At 40.1% G+C, this 19,004-nt stretch carries 13 protein-coding genes; 5 read left to right on the top strand and 8 right to left on the bottom strand.

Annotation, left to right across the window (positions count from 1 at the left end; all coding sequences use genetic code 11):
- The first annotated feature begins 2 nt into the window (after positions 1-2).
- The gene (locus H4O18_RS00995) at positions 3-476 is read left to right on the top strand and encodes a TspO/MBR family protein (RefSeq protein ID WP_187581237.1); all 474 of its coding nucleotides are present in this window, start codon (positions 3-5) and stop codon (positions 474-476) included.
- On the opposite strand, the gene H4O18_RS00990 is transcribed toward H4O18_RS00995, so the two are convergent.
- Positions 473-1,018: a DUF1697 domain-containing protein gene (locus tag H4O18_RS00990; protein ID WP_187581236.1), complete on the bottom strand. Its 546-nt coding sequence runs from the start codon at positions 1,016-1,018 to the stop codon at positions 473-475. The genes H4O18_RS00995 and H4O18_RS00990 overlap by 4 nt on opposite strands.
- Positions 1,019-1,262: 244 nt before the next feature.
- Here H4O18_RS00990 and glpK point away from each other — a divergent pair, with 244 nt between their 5' ends.
- Positions 1,263-2,762, top strand: a complete 1,500-nt coding sequence (gene glpK, locus H4O18_RS00985) for a glycerol kinase GlpK (RefSeq protein ID WP_187581235.1) — start codon at positions 1,263-1,265, stop codon at positions 2,760-2,762.
- An 18-nt stretch (positions 2,763-2,780) separates the two neighbouring features.
- The gene (locus H4O18_RS00980) at positions 2,781-3,509 is read left to right on the top strand and encodes an MIP/aquaporin family protein (protein WP_187581234.1); all 729 of its coding nucleotides are present in this window, start codon (positions 2,781-2,783) and stop codon (positions 3,507-3,509) included.
- A 7-nt stretch (positions 3,510-3,516) separates the two neighbouring features.
- Here H4O18_RS00980 and H4O18_RS00975 read toward each other — a convergent pair whose 3' ends face one another.
- The 6 genes from H4O18_RS00975 to H4O18_RS00950 form a co-directional block, all read right to left on the bottom strand.
- Positions 3,517-4,806 (bottom strand): BaiN/RdsA family NAD(P)/FAD-dependent oxidoreductase, encoded by a 1,290-nt coding sequence (locus tag H4O18_RS00975; RefSeq protein WP_187581233.1) that lies wholly within the window; start codon positions 4,804-4,806, stop codon positions 3,517-3,519.
- Positions 4,806-5,495 carry a glycerophosphodiester phosphodiesterase gene (locus H4O18_RS00970; RefSeq protein ID WP_246473891.1) on the bottom strand — a complete coding sequence of 230 codons (690 nt, stop codon included), beginning with the start codon at positions 5,493-5,495 and terminating at the stop codon, positions 4,806-4,808. Before H4O18_RS00970 ends, H4O18_RS00975 begins: the two co-directional genes overlap by 1 nt.
- Before the next feature lie 79 nt (positions 5,496-5,574).
- Positions 5,575-7,365, bottom strand: a complete 1,791-nt coding sequence (locus H4O18_RS00965) for an alpha-amylase family protein (protein ID WP_187581231.1) — start codon at positions 7,363-7,365, stop codon at positions 5,575-5,577.
- A 213-nt stretch (positions 7,366-7,578) separates the two neighbouring features.
- Positions 7,579-9,894, bottom strand: a complete 2,316-nt coding sequence (locus H4O18_RS00960) for a glycoside hydrolase family 65 protein (RefSeq protein ID WP_187581230.1) — start codon at positions 9,892-9,894, stop codon at positions 7,579-7,581.
- Between the two features lie 105 nt (positions 9,895-9,999).
- A complete protein-coding gene (gene pgmB / locus H4O18_RS00955; RefSeq protein WP_187581229.1) occupies positions 10,000-10,653 on the bottom strand; it encodes a beta-phosphoglucomutase in 654 nt (217 codons plus the stop codon).
- A 166-nt stretch (positions 10,654-10,819) separates the two neighbouring features.
- Positions 10,820-11,839: a LacI family DNA-binding transcriptional regulator gene (locus H4O18_RS00950; protein WP_187581228.1), complete on the bottom strand. Its 1,020-nt coding sequence runs from the start codon at positions 11,837-11,839 to the stop codon at positions 10,820-10,822.
- A 371-nt stretch (positions 11,840-12,210) separates the two neighbouring features.
- Here H4O18_RS00950 and H4O18_RS00945 point away from each other — a divergent pair, with 371 nt between their 5' ends.
- Together H4O18_RS00945 and H4O18_RS00940 are read left to right on the top strand one after the other, a co-directional pair.
- Complete coding sequence (locus H4O18_RS00945) at positions 12,211-15,333, top strand: SusC/RagA family TonB-linked outer membrane protein (RefSeq protein WP_187581227.1); 3,123 nt, start codon at positions 12,211-12,213, stop codon at positions 15,331-15,333.
- Positions 15,334-15,343: 10 nt separating this feature from the next.
- Complete coding sequence (locus tag H4O18_RS00940; RefSeq protein WP_187581226.1) at positions 15,344-16,900, top strand: RagB/SusD family nutrient uptake outer membrane protein; 1,557 nt, start codon at positions 15,344-15,346, stop codon at positions 16,898-16,900.
- Positions 16,901-17,097: 197 nt separating this feature from the next.
- Here H4O18_RS00940 and H4O18_RS00935 read toward each other — a convergent pair whose 3' ends face one another.
- A complete protein-coding gene (locus H4O18_RS00935; RefSeq protein ID WP_187581225.1) occupies positions 17,098-18,750 on the bottom strand; it encodes a solute:sodium symporter family transporter in 1,653 nt (550 codons plus the stop codon).
- Positions 18,751-19,004 lie beyond the last annotated feature (254 nt).

The raw sequence follows: 19,004 nt of genomic DNA, 5'->3' as shown, positions 1-19,004 counted from the left end.
CTTTGAAAAAGCAACTTACCTATATCGCAATTTCTGTAGCAGTGTGCTTAACGATTGGATTTTTATCCAGTTTTGCAACGCAATCCTCGGTAAATGATTGGTATTTGGAATTGAATAAGCCTAGCTTTAATCCTCCAAACTGGATTTTTGCCCCGGTGTGGACCATACTCTATATTATGATGGGCGTTGCCGCGGGGATTGTCTGGGCAAAAGGGTTTTATCATATTTGGGTGAAAACGGCCTTGTACCATTTCGGCATTCAGTTGTTGTTCAATGCACTTTGGAGTATAATTTTCTTTGGATTCAAAAATACGTTTGGGGCCTTGCTTGTTATTCTTACTTTATTGGTGTTATTGATCTTTACCATAAAATGGTTTAAGGTTGTAAGCAAAACTGCCGCTTATCTATTAATTCCTTATCTGCTCTGGGTTTGTTTTGCCACGGCCCTGAACTATAAAATTTGGGAATTGAATTAAATTTTTTCTGCCATTTCCAACAATTTCATGATAGTCCTGTGATTTCTGGTAGTGGCCGGCACCTCAAGTCTTTTTTCAAAGAAATTATTGTTACATTTTGTATTGCCATATCCCTGGTCGCAACTTAGGTAGACGCAGTTATTCGTAATTACAAACCGTTCATTCGGAAATTGTTCTTGTTGTAAACCATGGACGAGTTCCTTCTTAGGAGCTTCCTGTAACAGCACATAATACCACTTTTTGGTCTCCAAGTCGTTGTGTTTTTCAAAAGGGGATTCTTCTATAATTTCTTTCAATTCATTAAATGTCTTTGCCAATACGGGAACATCAAAGCCGAAAGTGGTGTAAATACCGTCTTTGATTATTTGTGATACTGCTGTAGGCGAGGTTACATCGCTTTTTAAAACAATATTGCCGCTTTGTATATAGGTACGTACCATGGCAAAATTCAAATCTTGGAGCATGGTCCTTAAATTGGACATTATAATTTTTTTCTGGCCACCAACATTGATTCCTCTCAGTAAAATAATATACGTTGTCATGATGGTCCAGTTTTAAGAGAAGCCAATAAAAATAACAATTTAACCGCTAAGCGGGAACAAGCATATTTTTTATCTACAAATTTCTTCATGGGCAGTTATAATTTAAGGCTGTTTATAAATTAGCTTAATGTATTAAGTGGGATAGGGATTATTGTTGAAATCTTGGGAACCTGATTATTAATTTTTCAAAATTAGTGCCTATATTTTGTTATCTTGATACCCATTTTAAAAATATACCACCCATATGGAAAAATATATACTAGCGTTAGATCAAGGTACAACCAGTTCCCGTTCCGTTGTTTTTGACAGAAAAGGCAATATTGTTTCGGTCTCCCAAAAAGAATTTACGCAGTATTTTCCAAAGCCGGGTTGGGTAGAGCATGATCCCTTGGAAATATGGTCCTCACAAGTCAGTACGGCCGCAGAAGCGACCACCAAAAAGGGGATTTACGGGGCTGATATAGCAGCTATAGGAATTACCAACCAACGGGAAACAGTAGTTGTTTGGGATAAAAAAACAGGAAAACCAGTTTATAATGCCATTGTTTGGCAGGATAAGCGGACATCCAATTATTGTGATGAATTAAAGAAGCAAGGGAGATCCCGGCTTATTAGGGAAAAAACGGGTTTGGTGATCGACTCCTACTTTTCGGGTACCAAGGTGAAATGGATTTTGGATAATGTGGAAGGGGCTAGGAAAAAGGCGGAGGCAGGAGACTTGATCCTGGGAACCATAGATTCGTGGTTAATTTGGAATATGACCAAAGGCGAACTACATATTACCGATGTTACCAATGCCTCTAGAACATTGCTCTTTAATATAAATACCTTGGAATGGGATGATGAGTTATTGGAGCTTTTTACTATTCCCAAGAGCATGTTGCCCAAAGTAAAACAGTCCAGTGAAGTATACGGTAATACCAATCCCAATTTTTTTGCCAGTAAAATTCCTATTGCCGGAATTGCGGGTGATCAACAGGCGGCACTTTTCGGCCAAATGTGTACCAAACCAGGAATGGTCAAAAACACCTATGGTACCGGTTGCTTTATGCTAATGAACATTGGGGAAAAGCCCATTGTTTCTGAAAATAATCTTTTAACCACCGTAGCGTGGACCATTAATGGGAAAACCCAATATGCCTTGGAGGGAAGTATTTTTATTGCTGGAGCTGTAGTTCAATGGTTGAGGGATAGCTTAAAGATCATTAAAAGGTCTGAGGATGTAGAAAAGTTGGCGGAATCTGTAAGCAGTACCGATGGAGTTTATTTTGTACCTGCCTTTGCAGGTCTGGGTGCGCCCTACTGGAACCAACATGCGCAGGGAACCATTTTTGGGCTCACAAGGGGTAGTACGGATGCCCACATTGCCAGAGCGGCTATAGAATCTATTGCCTTTCAGACCATGGATGTTTTAAAGGCTATGGAAGCAGATTCAAAAATTTCCATCAAGGAATTACGGGTAGATGGAGGAGCAACCGTAAATAATATGCTGATGCAATTCCAGGCCGATGTTCTTAACACGGCAACTGTACGCCCAAAGGTAATTGAGACCACGGTTATGGGAGCGGCTTATTTAGCTGGTTTGGCAGTAGGATTCTGGGAAAATTTGGAAGAAATTCAGGAAATATGGAAAACCGACGTTAATTTTAATCCTAGTTCCGAGAGGGAAGAAATTGACAAAAATATTAAAGGCTGGTACAGGGCCATCGATGCTGTAGATTATTGGTCCAAACAAAACGCTTAAATAATAAACCAACTAAATATGACTCCATTTATTGCTGAAATCATCGGCACTTTTTTTCTGATCCTTTTGGGGGGCGGAGTAGTAGCCAACGTAATACTTAACAAAACAAAATCTAACGACATGGGCTGGATGGTGATTACCACTGCCTGGGGATTGGCCGTGTACGTGGGGGTGGCGGTTGCCGCACCCTATAGCGGGGCACATCTGAATCCGGCCGTTAGCATTGGACTGGCGGTTGCCGAGAAGTTTGAATGGGCCTTGGTCCCCACCTATGTATTGGGGCAATTCATAGGGGCCATGTTGGGTGCCTTGATCGTTTGGCTCTTTTACAAAGATCATTTTGATGCAACTGAGGACCAGGACACCAAAAAAGCGGTATTTTGTACTGCTCCGGCTATAAGGAATCCCATTAATAATTTATTTAGTGAAGTAGTGGGTACTTTTACCTTGGTATTTGTGGTACTCTATTTTACGGATGCCTCAATAACCGAAACGGAAACGGTAATAGGATTAGGGTCTCTGGGGGCACTTCCAGTTGCTTTTCTAGTTTGGGCGATAGGTCTTTCCTTGGGTGGTACCACAGGCTATGCCATAAATCCTGCCAGAGATCTTGGACCTCGTATAATGCACGCTATCATGCCCATAAAGGGTAAGGGAGGAAGCGATTGGGGTTATGCTTGGATACCCGTAGTTGGTCCTATCATTGGAGCTACAATGGCTGCCTTGTTGATGTTACTATTGAGTTGATCCGTTTTTATAGACCTTTTGCAATTGCTTGAGCCGCAATATATGCCCCGGTCCAAGCATTCTGAAAGTTAAATCCACCAGTAATGGCATCTATATTGATTACTTCCCCGGCAAAAAAGAGGTTGGGAAGTATTTTACTTTCGTAAGTTTTAAAATTGATTTCTTTTAGGTCTACCCCTCCGGCAGTGACAAATTCCTCCTTGAAGGTGCTTTTCCCATCTACATTAAACTTGGAATTCGTTAATTGCTTCGCTAAGTTTTGTATTTGATTTTTGGAAATATCCGCCCATTTATCGGTATCTGAAATGCCCGACGCTTTTACCAGACTGATCCATAATCGCTTTGGAAGTTGAAACGCTTTGGTGCGAAGGACTGTTTTCTTGCCTTCGATTTCCTTTATTTGTTGAAGTTGACTTAGCACTCCTTCCTCATGATAGGCTGGAAGCCAATTTATTTTTATTGAAAACTTATAATTTAACTCATTCAGCAACTGAGCCCCCCAAGCCGATAGCCTCAATATTCCAGGACCGCTCATTCCCCAATGTGTTATTAAGAGGGGGCCTTCGGACTCTAGGTCCGATGGGTGTATGGTATAGTTTTTTAAGGCCGCCTTGTATTTACCATTATTTACCTTGGTGGGAACTATCTTGATGCTGGCGTTGGTACTCACCCCTTGTATGCCGGTAATTCTTTCATCCTTAATATTAAAGGTGAACAGTGAAGGTACCGGTGGGACTATGGTATGCCCCATTTGTCTTAATAGCTCCCATATTTTAGGATTGCTACCTGTGGCAACCAATATTTTTTTGGCTTTGTAGGAGTTTCTAATCGATTTAATTTCCCAGGAGTAATCGTCCTTCCCTTTATTTTTGTCCAATGGTGTTATCCCGACAACGGAACTGTTCTTGAGTACTTTAATTCCAAGTCGCTCTGTTTCCCCAACAAAACAGTCTATGATAGTTTGGGAAGAATTAGTAGAGGGGAACATTCTGCCATCAGCTTCAATGTTCAATGGCACTCCTCGTTTTTCAAAGAAAGCCATTGTATCACCAGTACAATAGTTGTGGAACGGACCTAATAGTTCCCTTTCTCCCCTAGGGTAATTTTTGGTAAGTTCTTTGGGGTCAAATTCGGCATGGGTAACGTTACAGCGTCCACCCCCGGATACTTTAACTTTGCCCAATACATCTTTGCCGCGTTCCAAGATTGCCACTTGCAACTTGGGATTGGACTCCGCAATGTGTATGGCGCCATAAAAACCGGCGGCACCTCCTCCTAGTACAATGACATCGAACATTAATTAATGCGTTCTGGAAAATTGGTGATGATGCCGTCTACTCCCAATCGCTCTACCGCTTCAATTTCTTCTGGTTCATTTACGGTCCATGGATAGATTTTAAATCCGGCTTTTTTCATCTCGTGAACATTCTCCAAGGTCAAATCTTCAAAGTATGGGTTGATGGCGACAGCTCCTAATTCGTTGGCAATGTCCAACGCTTCCAATGGATCGCCACTTATTAGGATGGCAATCGGTACTTTATTGTTGAGCTTTCGCATGGCCTGAAGTTCATCCCATCTAAAACTGGAAATAAGGAATTTATCAATAGGCCAACCTTTTTCCTTTATGTAGTAATTTATAATAAAGTTTACCCTATCAGCCGTATTGGAGCCCTTAAGCTCAATGTTTAATTGTACTTTTTTATCAATTACATTCAGCACCTCCTGCAGGGTAGGAATTTTGTGGTTGCCGACCAAGGTTAATTTCTGCAGGTCTTCAAAATTATAGTCCTCTATTTTTCCAACACTATCGGTAAGTCTTTCCACATCTTTATCGTGGAATACTACGGTTTCACCACTTTTTATTTTAAAAACGTCGATTTCTATCATATCCGCACCAAGATCTATTGCTTTTTGTATGGATGCCAAGGTGTTTTCCGTTTCATGCCCCATGGCACCTCTATGGCCAATAACCAAGGGTTTGTTCATATTGTCACAACTTAAAATTAATAGTAATAGGAATAATGTTCCAACTAGTGATGATGTTTTCATAATGTAATGCGCTAATCTATTTTAAACTTAAAATTAATGATTCCAATGGTTGTATATCTATTCTGATATGGCCAATTTCATCTTCGATGATCAAGGGAAACTCCTTATCTTTGAACAATTCGTCCTTTACATAGTATGTCTTATTCTGCAGACCCCATGCCTGAACAATGTCCCTCGGTAGTTTTAAATCGAATCCAAATGTTTCATCGGCATCAAAATTAGAAATAATAATGAGTTTTTCGTTTTTGGACCATCTTACAAAGGACAGGACATGGTGATTGTAATATTCTGTGGTGTCCTTGTTGAAAAAATGAATATCCCTATAGTTGCCCATTAAAGCACTGCTGTTAATGGTGAAATTGAGCAAGTTTTTGTAAAATGTCCTAAGTTCTTTCTCTTTTGTAGATAATTGTCCTCCGTCAAATTTTTTATTGTTGACCCAGCGTTGAAAGTGGGGTACCCCAACATAATCGAAGATGGAGGTTCTACTTGGTGACCCAAACCCAGGACTTTCGGCGGCCGGTTCTCCCACCTCTTGCCCAAAGTAGATCATAGTAGGTGAGGTACTTATGGTTGCGGAAACCACCATGCCCGGTTTGGCCTTGTCCGCATTTCCTAAAAATTCCGGGGAGGCAATACGCTGCTCGTCATGATTCTCTAGAAAATGAAGCATTTGGTGCTCAATATCCATGAGTCCGCTTTGAACTACCGGTATGTGGTCTGTCCACCCATGGCCCTGCATAATATGTTTTAAGGAATCATAAAATTCCACTTTGTCATATAAATAGTCCATTTTCCCTTTAAAGATATAATCCCGGTATAGCTGTGGGTTATATACTTCGGCCATTAAAAATGCATCTGGATTATTCATTTTTATGGACGAATTCATAAAGCTCCAGAATTCCACGGGAACCATTTCAGCCATATCATAACGAAATCCGTCCACTCCCTGGCCCAACCAGTAGAGGGCAATATCCCTAAATTTTATCCAGGAATCGGGTACCTCCTTGTTTCTCCAAAACTCAAAATGTTCAGAAAAGTCTTTATGGCCAAAATCTTCCGGGAGGGATTCAAAATCCCTATGTCCGTCCGGACTAATTCCGTAGTTAATTTTTACGGTCTCATACCAATCATTAAAATCGGGTTTGGGTGACCGGGACCCATTTCCAGTCCATTTTGCGGGAGTTTCGGTAAATTTGTTATCGGCCAACTTATTTTGTTCTCCACCTAACGGCAGGTAGCCATCTCTCCAATCCGGGACGGTAAAGGACTCTCCTGGAGTGTAATAGAAATTGTTGTCCTTGTCATAGACTACATTTGTATTGTCTTTGGCCCCAAAATCTACCACGCCCTTGGGATTATTTTTTCCTTCGTATTTTCTGGCGATATGATTTGGAACTATATCAATAATAACTTTTAAATCCGCTTTATGGCTCCTAGTAATTAAGGCTTTAAACTCCGTTAATCTATTTTTGGGATTATGCGCCAAATCTGGATTAACGCTGTAATAATCCTTGACGGCATAAGGCGAGCCCGCTCGGCCCTTTACAATGTCCGGGTCGTCGTTAGAAATGTCGTATGCGGTATAATCCCTAACCAGGGCGTGATGTGGAATACCCGTATACCATATATGGGTTACTCCCAAATTCTTAATTTCCTTTAAAGCTTTCTGGGTGAAGTCACGGAATTTGCCAACCCCATTTTCCTCTATGGTCCCCCAAGGTTTATTGGTGGTATTGGTATTGCCGAACAATCTGGTAAATACTTGGTAAACTACTGCTTTTCGAATTTCAGTGGTCTGTTTCATTTTATGCTTCTTTTCGGAAAGAAAAGCCAACTAGGTGTTATTGTGCTTTTCTATGCAATAATGATACATGTTTTTGGAATTAGTGTTAATTTTTTAATAATTTTTTTTTCAGCGACACCTTTTGCCTCAATTTATTTAACTTTTTTTAAAAAACAATCCCAATCGTGTATTTTCTGAAACATTTTTGGGATTGTATAATTTTATGCTAAAATACTAAGGTGCTGGTGAATAGTTTTTTTTGCCAGCGGTTAAAACCACACGTCTTCCATTTACCCGAATAGACATTTCATCCGTTCCTTCCAAGTCGAAGGTAGTTTCGTTTTCTGTAACCATGACCTTTAGAATTCTATTTCTAAAATTTACCTTGAAGGAGTAGGATGTCCATTCCTTTGGTATTCTTGGGGTAAAGGATAATTTATCATCCAAAATCCTCATCCCCCCAAAACCTTCCACTATGCTCATCCATGTGCCTGCCATTGAAGTAATATGGAGTCCTTCTTTCACTTCCTTATTGTAATCATCCAAATCCAATCTGGAGGTACGTAGATAGAAGGCGTACGCCTGATCCATTCTGTTCAATTTTGCAGCTTGAATACTATGTACACATGGGGATAGTGACGATTCGTGCACTGTAAAAGGTTCGTAAAAATCGAAATGCTTTTCCAGTTCTTCGGTGGTAAAATGGTCTTCAAAGAAATAAAACCCTTGAAGGGTATCTGCCTGTTTTATATAAGGCGATCTTAGAATGCGGTCCCAACTCCATTTCTGGTTAATGGGTCGATCCTTTTTGTTCAATTCTTTCACAGGGATTAGTTCTTTGTCCAAGAAGCCATCTTGTTGCAAATAAACACCTAATTTTTCATCATAGGGGAAGTACATTTTTTTGGCCACCTTGCTCCAGGATTTGGTCTCCTTTTCTGAAAGTTTGGTGACTCCTATAATTCTATGATAATCCTCCGGATAGCCCTCTTTTACCTTTTGTAGTTCCTGAAGGGCATAATTAATGCACCATTTGGCAATATAATTCGTGTACCAGTTGTTGTTTACGTTGTTTTCGTATTCATTGGGACCCGTGACCCCTAGAATTACATATTTGTCTTTTTGGGAAGAAAAAGTAGCTCTTTGATGCCAAAAACGCGCTATTCCTATCAAAACCTCCAGTCCCATTTCCGGGATGTAGGTGTAATCTCCAGTAAACCGGTAGTAATTATATATGGCAAAGGCTATGGCGCCATTGCGATGTATTTCTTCAAAGGTTATTTCCCACTCGTTATGGCATTCTTCACCATTCATGGTAACCATTGGGTATAGGGCCGCCCCATCTACAAACCCTAGTTTTCGGGCATTTTCAATGGCCTTTTCTAAATGATTGTACCTATAGGTCAGTAGATTTCTTGCTACTTTTTTGTTTTTGGTAGCCATATAAAATGGAATACAATAGGCTTCTGTATCCCAGTAAGTACTACCGCCGTATTTTTCACCGGTGAATCCTTTGGGCCCAATATTAAGTCTGGAATCTTTCCCTAAATAAGTTTGGTTTAAATGAAAAATATTAAATCGAATTCCCTGTTGCGCCCTTACATCGCCATCGATCATGATATCGCTCATTTCCCATATTTTGGCCCAGGATTTTTTTTGTAGCTCCAGTAGGGCATCAAAACCTAATTCGGTTACCTTGTGCAAGGCCTTTTTTGCAGCCGAGATCAATTCATTGGCCTTATGGTTTGTAGAGACCGTATAACCACCAAATTTAATCAATGATAGAGTATCCCCTTTTTTGATGTCCTTTTTAAAGTGATGAACTATTGTAGTCTCGGAAATTGCCTCCAAGGGCTTTTCTTTTTCCAGATTATTGTTATGGTACAACCTGGACTCCATAAATGTGCAGGTAGAGAAATTGGTCTTCATGGTATGGGCCTCAATAAACGCCTGAAAACCATCCGATGAAACCCCGGTAGTGTTCCAAAATTGGTCGTCCCAATTGGTGTCCTCATTGGTTATGCCGCTATCTATATAAGGGTGAAAAGCTATAGAAGTATCTTGGTTTATTGGAGTGATTTCATATTTAATGGCACCCACTTCATCATGGTCCAAACTTAGGAATCGCGTAATCTTTACCTCTATAACGGCATCATTGGGCAGGGTTGCCCTAAAACTCCGGGTATACCATCCTTCCTGCATGTTTAATTCCCTCCGAAAGTCTGCTACATTTTTACAGGTATTTAGATCTAAGGTTTCCCCATTGATAAGTACATTTATTCCAATCCAATTAGGAGCGTTCAATACTTTTGCAAAATACTCGGGATAGCCATTTTTCCACCAGCCGACCCGTGTTTTATCTGGGTAGTACACCCCACCTATATAGCTTCCTTGAAAAGTTGGACCTGTATATTTTTCTTCAAAATTGGCACGTTGACCCATGGCTCCGTTCCCAAGACTGAATAAACTTTCGGAGGATTTTACACTGTCCTTTTCAAATCCTTCCTCAATGATAGACCAGTTGTTGGGCTTTATGTAATCTTGATTCATTATGCTAGTGTTTGTGCGTTATCGTAATAGGCGTATGGGGTTTCTGTTGTTTTCAAACCAGAAATTACCAAATTAACCAAATATTGTCAATGTTCACCCTAAACTTTATTTCATAAGGCGATTTATGAATTTAACATCAATTTCCGTAAAATTCGCAAATACAAATTTTGCCTTGGAAAGCACTTTTGCTTCGCCTATGCCTATGCTCAGCATTCCCGCATTGTTGGCGGCTTCTATTCCTGCAACTGCATCTTCAAAGACTACACAATCTTCGGGACGCACCCCAAGTTGTTCAGCGGCTATCAAAAAAACTTCTGGATCGGGCTTGGCTTTGGTAACGTGGGTGCCGTCTACAATGACATCAAAATAATCCATTAATTTTACCTTTTCCAAAATAGGACGGGCATTTTTACTTGCTGACCCTAGTGCAATTGGCATATTATGTTTTTTAAGAAGAGTAAGTACTTTTTGGACATCCGGCAGGATTTCAGATTCATCCATCTTCTCAATAAGGGACAAATAATCCTCATTCTTCTCTATCAGCCAATTGTTAAATTGTTCTTGTGAGGCGTGGATGCCGCCAATATCCAAAAGGATTTCCAAGCATCTTTTGCGACTAACCCCTTTAAATTGTTCATTTTGTTCTTGGGTGAATTCAAAGCCTAGAGCATTGGCTAATTTTCTCCATGCCAAATAATGGTATTTGGCGGTGTCTACAATAACACCATCCAAATCAAATATAAATCCTGTTTTCTTCATTCTTTAATGATATCAATTAAAATCTGGCAGGGTTACAAAAATTAGATTTATCATAGCGGAGAGTGTCAGGACGCTCGCATCCCACTTTTAAATTTCCTAGAATAACGGGTATACTAGGCTAGCTCCTTTTTCAACGACCAGCTTTCTAAATGTAATATTGTTAAACCTAATTCACGGTTGATCCCCGTTCTATTATAGTGGGCTCCAAAACCCTTGTGGTGTAAGTTTCCTCCTCCAACTCACTTTCTACTTTTTCAATAAGCATTTCTGCAGCTATTTCTCCCATATGCTCGCCATGTTGTGCCACTGCCGTTAGCCCTGGAGAGGCGTATTTGGACAAAAGACCATCCGTAAAACCAATAAAGGAAATATCCTCTGGAATTTTTAAGCCCTTGCTTTGTACCAACCTCATGCTGTGGATGGCAAAAATTTCATTCACACTCAGTACGGCGTCTACTTTTTCACGATTAAAAAAATCTTCAATCACCTTTTCATCAATGGTCATGGAAGGAAATTTTAGGATCAAATCCTCGTTAAAGGCAATTCCATTATCGGACAATGCGTCGCGATAACCAGCAGCTCTTTCCCTACTAACACTAAAATAGTCCTCAGTAGTGATCATGGCAATTCTTTTCCGGCCGTCTTTTATGAATTTGGTCACGGCGTTGTAGGCACCTTTTTTGTCATTGATAATGACTTTATCACATTTTATATCCTCAGTTACACGATCAAACAACACTAAGGGAATTCCTTGTTCGGTAACTTCCTTCAAATGGTTATAGTCGTTCTTTAATTGTGTACCGGCAGAAAGGGCCATTATAAATCCGTCTATACTTCCATTGGCCAATAATTCCATATTGATGACCTCCCTGTCGAAAGATTCGTCGGATACACATACAATGACATTATAACCTTTGGCGTTGGCGTATTTTTCAATGCCCCTAAACACAGTAGTAAAAAAATGGTGGACAATGTCAGGAATAATTACCCCAATATTCTTGGTGCGCTTGTTCTTTAAGCTGATGGCAATATTATTGGGCTTGTAGTTATATAGTTTGGCAAAAGCCTGGACCTTCTCCTTAGTGTCCGCCCCAATTTCCTCACTATTTTTCAATGCTTTGGAAACTGTGGAAATGGAAACCCCTAATTCCCTTGCAATATGTTTGAGGGTGATTTTCTTTTTCAAAGGTGATTTTTTTTCAAGGTGAATATACTGCTAAAAATACAAAAGCATTTGGACCTTTTTGGCTCAAATATGAATATATAAAATCAGAGGTGTAAAAATAATACAATGATTTAAGTAGTAAGACTAAATTTAGATAAATGTTAAAATAGTATTGAAGTTGGTCAAAATATCATTATATCTAAAAAAGATGTATATTCGTACAAAGTTTAATAATTGCGTTTTTGAAAATATTGAAGGCTACTAAAACGTTTTCGGTAATATTTCAGTGTTAAAATTAAAAATATAACAAAATATCGTAATTATATGATTTATCTTCGGAATAGGAACTTTAAACTCAATTTATTATCTAACTCAATTAAATCTATTAATTTATGAAGCTTAAATTACTCAAAAGCTTTTTGCTATTTGGAACATTTTTATGTTTCGGAATGGCATCGGCGCAAGAGGTGTCAGGTACTGTATCTGATGCAACTGGCCCCTTACCGGGAGCCAGCGTCGTGGTAAAGGGAACTACCAATGGCGCACAAACAGATTTTGATGGCAATTTCACTCTTAGTGATGTGGATGCAAGTTCCATCCTTGTTATCAGCTATATCGGCTACAAAACACAGGAGGTGGCGGTAGGTAACCAGACCACTATCAATATAATGATGGAGGAAGATGCCCAGGCTTTGGCAGAGGTAGTTATCATTGGTTATGGTACTACAACTATTAAGGATGCAACAGGTGCTGTTTCGGCAGTAACCTCGGAAGACTTTAATGGAGGTGTTATTTCCTCACCTGAACAATTAATTCAAGGAAAAACGGCCGGTGTTCAAATTTCCCAAGGTAGTGGGGAACCTGGTTCCGGTGTTTCAATTAGGATTCGTGGTACTTCCTCGGTTAGATCCAACAACGATCCATTATTTGTGGTCGATGGTGTTCCACTTCCTTCTGGAGGTAGTTCTTCTGAAGGAACGGATATTGGTGTAGGGTCTAGTTCTGCTAGAAACCCACTTAGCTTTTTGAACCCAAATGATATAGAAAGCATGAGTATCCTAAAGGATGCTTCTTCGACCGCTATTTATGGTTCTAGGGGTGCCAATGGAGTAGTTATCATTACTACTAAGAGTGGTAAAGGTGGTGCTCAAGGAGGTACCTGGGAGTTTTCTTCAGACCTAAGTTTTTCATCACCGTCCAGTGAATTTGATTTATTGAATAGAAGCGAATTCTTATCAGCTGTTTCTGCCTTTGGTGGAACTGCAACAGATTTAGGGAATGATACGGATTGGCAATCATTGGTCACTAGAAATTCATCTTCGACCAATAATAACCTTGCTTATTCCCAAAATTATGGTTCAGGTAACGTACGGGCAACTTTTAACTACGGTAAGCAGTTTGGTATAGTTCCAAAATCGTCCCAAGAGCGGGTTACCGGAAGGGTTAATCTTACCCAAAGAGTATTTGATGATAAATTAAGGTTGGATTTGCAAAGTACCATTTCCCGTGTAAATGACGAGGCACCACCGTTAAGTGGTAGTGCAGGGTCCACTGGGGATATGTTGGGCTCTGCCTACTCCGCCAACCCTACCTGGCCAGCTAATAGTATATTCAACCCGGGAGATAGAATCAACCCGTTGAATTTGTTGCAGAACTGGCAAAGTTTAACTTACACCGATCGTTTTCTGATCAATTTTTCAGCCTCCTATGATATCGTGGAAGACTTAACGGCAAAGGTTACTGTGGGGTATGATAAATCCGAATCTACGCGAGAAGCTGAATTGGGAAGTAAATCCTTTAATGTAGGTCGTGGTGCAGGTGGTAATGGTAGAGGTACCCTTAACGATCTTAATCTAGAAAATAGGCTGTTGGAATTAACCTTGAACTACAAAAAAGACTTTGGTAATTCTGTATTGGAGGCACTAGGTGGATTCTCGTACCAGGATTTTAATACCCAAGGTAGAAATGTTGAAGGTTGGGGTTATGGAACTTCAAATTTAAATAATATGGCCAGGGACCTTACAAACGCGGCCAATAAGTTGGAGTCTATGATCACAGGCTCCTACCAACAATATGGGTATGCTTCTGGAGGTGATGCCGATGTTTTTGTAAACCGACTATTCCCTGATCCGAAAACGGACTTTTTGGGAGAGGTAAGTATTCCTGTAAAATCTGTTTTTACCAATACTTTTGATAACACAGATGAGCTGCAATCATTTTTTGCCCGTGCCAATTACAGCATAGCAAGTAAGTATTTGTTTACTGCAACGGTTAGGGCCGATGGTTCGTCCCGTTTTGGTGAGAATAACCGTTATGGTATTTTCCCGTCTGCAGCCTTTGCTTGGAAAATCAATGAGGAGGATTTCATGGGCGATGCCATGTCTACCTTAAAACTTAGGTTAAGCTACGGTATTACTGGTAACCAGGATGGTTTGGGTTATGGTAGGTTCGCGAGAAGGGAGCGATATTCCACAACTACAAATGGAGATCCAAACATTGGCGATGGTGGGGCAGTAAGTGTGCCTGGAATTTCTACAGTTGAGTTTGCTAATCCCGATTTAAAATGGGAGGAAACTACACAGTACAACGCAGGTCTGGATTTTGGGTTTGGCAATGATCGCTTTAGTGGGTCAATTGATGTATACCGAAAGGAAACCAGGGATTTACTGCTTAATATAGAAGCAGCACAGCCTTCACCTCAACCTACGTTTTTCCAAAATTTGGATGCAGTAGTGTTGAATCAAGGAGCTGAATTTTCCCTTAATTATGATATTTTACAGGGAGAGGATTTTGGTTGGAACGCTGGTTTTAATGTCTCCTACAACAAAAACGAAATTACCGATTTTGATGGAGAGATTGCCGCAGGAACAATTCGAGGTGCGGGATTGTCCAATGCCTTTGCACAACGCTTGGCTTCGGGACAACCTTTGTATTCCTTTTATTTAAGGAAGTTTACAGGCTTCGATGCTAACGGAAACCCTGTTCATGAAGGTGGTGTGGATAATCAACAGTTTTTGGGTAAGAGTGCCCTTCCAGATATCACAGGAGGTTTCTCTACTAGTGCCAATTATAAAAATTGGTCTGCATCCATGTATTTCAATGGTCAGTTTGGAAACTATATATACAACAATACTGCCAACGCCTTTTTTACCGGAGGTGCTATTGGTAGTGGTAATAACGTAACACAGAATGTAGTGGAATTGGCCGGACAGGAAGGTAGATTTGCTGAAGCATCGGTTTCGTCAAGATTCTTGGAAAAAGGAGATTTTGTAAGATTGCAGACAGCATCAATTTCGTATGATGTTCCATTAAAGGAAGGCTTGTTCAAGTCAATGAGACTAAGTCTTACAGGTCAGAACCTTTTTGTGATTACGGATTATAGTGGTCTTGATCCTGAAGTTAGTGTAGCACCAGCCAGTGCTGCCCTACTAAATGGTTTACCTATAGCGGGGATAGATTACAGTGCTTTCCCACGACCAAGAACATATACATTAGGATTTAACGTAACTTTTTAATCATAGCATTATGAACATACAAAAATATATGAAACCCGTTTTCGGCTCCATATTTGTATTGGTAGGCCTTGTAGCCTGTACCAATCTGGAGATAGAAGAAACGGATTCGATCATAACTAAGGCAACCGGCGGTGGTTTTCAGCCAGTGGCTAATCCGGCATCTTCACTTAGTGACCTTTATAACAAAGTAGGAGGGGATTTTGCAACCCAAGAAACCATGTATGCCATGTCTGAAGTAACAACGGACGAACTGTTGATTCCAACACGGGGAACCGACTGGGGAGATAACGGAATTTGGCGACAGTTACACACACATACCTGGACTCCTGCGCATTTATTTATAAAGAATGCATGGAACAATTTAAATCAGAATGTATTTCGTGCCTCCGAGATTATTGAAAGTAACCCAGACGCAGCGGTTTTGGCGGAAGCTAAATTCCTTAGGGCTTTCAACATGTTTTTTCTAGTGGACTTTTTTGGTTCCGTACCTTTTAGGGAAGTAGATGAAGGACCTGAGGTCAACCCAAGAGTGTTGACCCGTAGTGAGGCTTTTAGTTTGGTAGAGAGCGATTTGTTGGCTGCATTGCCGGGATTGCCCGATGGTAGTCCAGGAACAGCTAATACAGGCACCGCAACCAAGGCGGCTGCAAATTTCTTATTGGCGAAAATGTACCTAAATGCCCATATCTATAATGGAGGTACCGTTGATAACGCAAATATGCAAAAAGTTATTGATGCGGTAGACGCTATTGCGGCTCAAGGTTTTGGCATAGAAACGGGATATTTTCAAATATTTGAATCCTCGGATGATAACGAGACCATATTTTACTTGAAGAGTGATATTGGAGCCAGAATTTGGAATAGTATGCATTACAATATGAACTCTCCGGATAATACTGGTGGAGGCTGGAACGGATTTTCCACATTGGCCGAATTCTATGACTCTTTTGAAGGTGCTCCCAACTCCAATTATGTGGGTGATGGCCAGGAAGAACGAAGAGGCTGGGTGCCTGATGCTTCCAATGCAAACAATATTAATTTAGGACTTGGGTATGGTTTTTTAATTAACCAACAATACAACGAAGATGGTACTAAACTGAAAAACAGACAGGGTGGCGACCTAATTTTGACCAAGGAATTGACCTCTTTGGTTGGTAATGGTGAAGCTGCAGGAATGCGAATTCTTAAATACCATCCAAATGACGGGGGAGAAATTAACTCCTTTAGAAAGCACCAGATTCTTTTTAGATATTCGGATGCCCATCTAATGAAAGCAGAGGCAATGATGCGTTTGGGTGGAGACGCTACGGCAATGGTAAATGAATTGCGCCAAGCAAGGACCAATACTCCAGATTTGCCCAGTGTAACCGAGGATGTATTACTGGCAGAAAGAGGTAGGGAGTTGTATATAGAATTTTGGAGAAGGAACGATTTGGTAAGATTTGATAAATTCACCGCACCATGGAACTTAAAGGAGGTAAGTGGAGATCCGAATTTGAATCTTTTCCCAATTCCAGAAACTGCATTGCTTTCCAATCCTAATTTGGTTCAGAACCCGGGATACTAAGAATTTAGTTTAAGTATATTATATATTGTAAAAGAGGGCTGTTCATTTGAACAGCCCTCTTTTTATTTTCTATGGCTCATAAACCTTCGGTTTATTCTATGGTCAAAAGGTCGATTATCTCCTAATCCCACACCCATCATCGTCAAGGAAGGTATCTGCTTTGTTGTAAAACAACACCTTTTGGCTTGTGAATCTTATTATTTCGCAAAATAGATATAAATTCCAATTACTATAACGCAAATGGCGATCCCAACTTGATTTACATATTTATAGGGTTCAATGGAAACTTGCTTGGTATATTCCAATTCAAAGGCTTCTTTTCTTGGGTAAAACTTACCTATAAGAAGCATGATCGCCGCATTGGTCACAAATAAAATAGCCATGATGTGTAAATAGTGCGGATAAGCATCTGCTTCCACCAATTTCAATGCTGCAGGATCGGTAATCCCAGAGGCTTTGGCCGATTCCAATGCCTTATCCACGAACTGACCTTTAAGGATGAACTGACTTATTATATATAATAGTGATCCTGAAAAGATGCCTATTTTGGCAGCGATGGCTGGGACTCTTTTGGTTAAATATCCCACTACGATGATAGTAAAAATTGGGATACTATATATACCGTTTATTTCCTGTAGGTAATTAAAAAGACTTCCCGCATTGGCAATCAAGGGAGCAATGAACATGGCAGCCAATGCCAAACAAATCCCGAAAATCTTACCGTATTTAACTACCGTTTTTTCAGGGGCCTCTTTATTTATATGCTGCTTGTAGATGTCTATTCCGAATAAGGTCACCGAGCTGTTTAGAACACTGTTAAAGGAACTTAAAATGGCCCCAAAAAGTACAGCGGCAAAAAATCCGACCAAGGGTTTGGGTAATACGGCCCGCACCAGTTCTGGATAGGCAAGGTCGCTGGATGCTAGTCCACCATCAAAATAATGATAGGCTATCATTCCTGGCAACACCAAGATTAAGGGTCCCAGAATCTTTAAAAAAGAGGCCAATAACAATCCCTTTTGCCCCTCTGCCAAATTTTTGGCTCCCAAAGCCCTTTGAATGATCTGTTGGTTGGTACCCCAATAAAAAAGTTGTACAAGCATCATTCCCGTAAAAATTGTGGAAAATGGTACTTCCTGTCCCGTTTCACCTGTTGAGTCGAATCTTGCGGCATCCGAGGTAATTAGATTGTCAAGACCAGTAAACATATTTCCGTCCCCAATAGCCATCAAACCAAAAATTGGGATAAGTATACCTCCAACGATAAGACCAACAGCATTGATACTATCCGAAACAGCTACGGCCTTTAATCCTCCAAAAACCGCATATATAGAACCTATTATTCCAATTCCCCAAATACATAGTACTAAGGCCGTAGTTTCGGAAACACCCAAAAGTTCAGGAACATTGAACATTCCGCTTATTGCCACCGATCCGGAATACAGGATAACCGGCAATAATACTACCACATATCCTGTAAGAAACAGCCCTGAGGTAATGGTTTTTGTAGTAACATCAAATCTCTTCGCTAGAAATTGGGGAATTGTGGTAAGTCCTCCTTTTAAATATCTGGGTAATAAAAAAACGGCAGTGACCACCATGGCAATAGCCGCCAATGTTTCCCATGCCATAACAGATAAACCGTCCGTATAGGCACTTCCATTAAGACCAACTATTTGTTCTGTGGAAAGGTTGGTAAGTAGTAATGAACCCGCAATTACTCCGGCGGTGAGGCTTCTGCCTCCCAAGAAGTAACCGTCAGAGGAACTTTCATCGGTTTTTCGGGTAGCTAGATAGGCAATAAGGGCAACCAAAAGGGTAAAGCCCACAAAAGAAAGAATTCCTAACATTATGAATAAAGTTTAATTGATTGGCTAAATATATTGGATTATTTATAATATACTGCAAGCATAATTAATATATCACAAAATCATCCTCAAAGAAATATCAAATTACTATCATAGAAACGCAAAAAAATATCAATTATTAACAGTGCCGGCAATGTAATTTATTGAACTTTAGTTATCTTGGTCTTAAATTTTAAAACTTGATTTTTCTCTCTTTAGATACCAGTCTGTTTAACCATTTTAAATCTTATGAATTG

Source organism: Arenibacter arenosicollis, assembly GCF_014397245.1.
Classification (GTDB): Bacteria; Bacteroidota; Bacteroidia; order Flavobacteriales; family Flavobacteriaceae; genus Arenibacter; species Arenibacter arenosicollis.
Note: the sequence above shows the minus strand (reverse complement) of the source record. Positions and strands in the feature narration are given on the sequence as shown.

Bases quoted from the DNA above. Each gene is read 5' to 3' on its own strand.
- H4O18_RS00990 (WP_187581236.1), bottom strand. From the start codon at position 1,018: ATGACAACGTATATTATTTTACTGAGAGGAATCAATGTTGGTGGCCAG.
- glpK (WP_187581235.1), top strand. From the start codon at position 1,263: ATGGAAAAATATATACTAGCGTTAGATCAAGGTACAACCAGTTCCCGT.
- H4O18_RS00980 (WP_187581234.1), top strand. From the start codon at position 2,781: ATGACTCCATTTATTGCTGAAATCATCGGCACTTTTTTTCTGATCCTT.
- H4O18_RS00975 (WP_187581233.1), bottom strand. From the start codon at position 4,806: ATGTTCGATGTCATTGTACTAGGAGGAGGTGCCGCCGGTTTTTATGGC.
- H4O18_RS00970 (WP_246473891.1), bottom strand. From the start codon at position 5,495: ATGAACAAACCCTTGGTTATTGGCCATAGAGGTGCCATGGGGCATGAA.
- H4O18_RS00965 (WP_187581231.1), bottom strand. From the start codon at position 7,365: ATGAAACAGACCACTGAAATTCGAAAAGCAGTAGTTTACCAAGTATTT.
- H4O18_RS00960 (WP_187581230.1), bottom strand. From the start codon at position 9,894: ATGAATCAAGATTACATAAAGCCCAACAACTGGTCTATCATTGAGGAA.
- pgmB (WP_187581229.1), bottom strand. From the start codon at position 10,653: ATGAAGAAAACAGGATTTATATTTGATTTGGATGGTGTTATTGTAGAC.
- H4O18_RS00945 (WP_187581227.1), top strand. From the start codon at position 12,211: ATGAAGCTTAAATTACTCAAAAGCTTTTTGCTATTTGGAACATTTTTA.
- H4O18_RS00940 (WP_187581226.1), top strand. From the start codon at position 15,344: ATGAACATACAAAAATATATGAAACCCGTTTTCGGCTCCATATTTGTA.
- H4O18_RS00935 (WP_187581225.1), bottom strand. From the start codon at position 18,750: ATGTTAGGAATTCTTTCTTTTGTGGGCTTTACCCTTTTGGTTGCCCTT.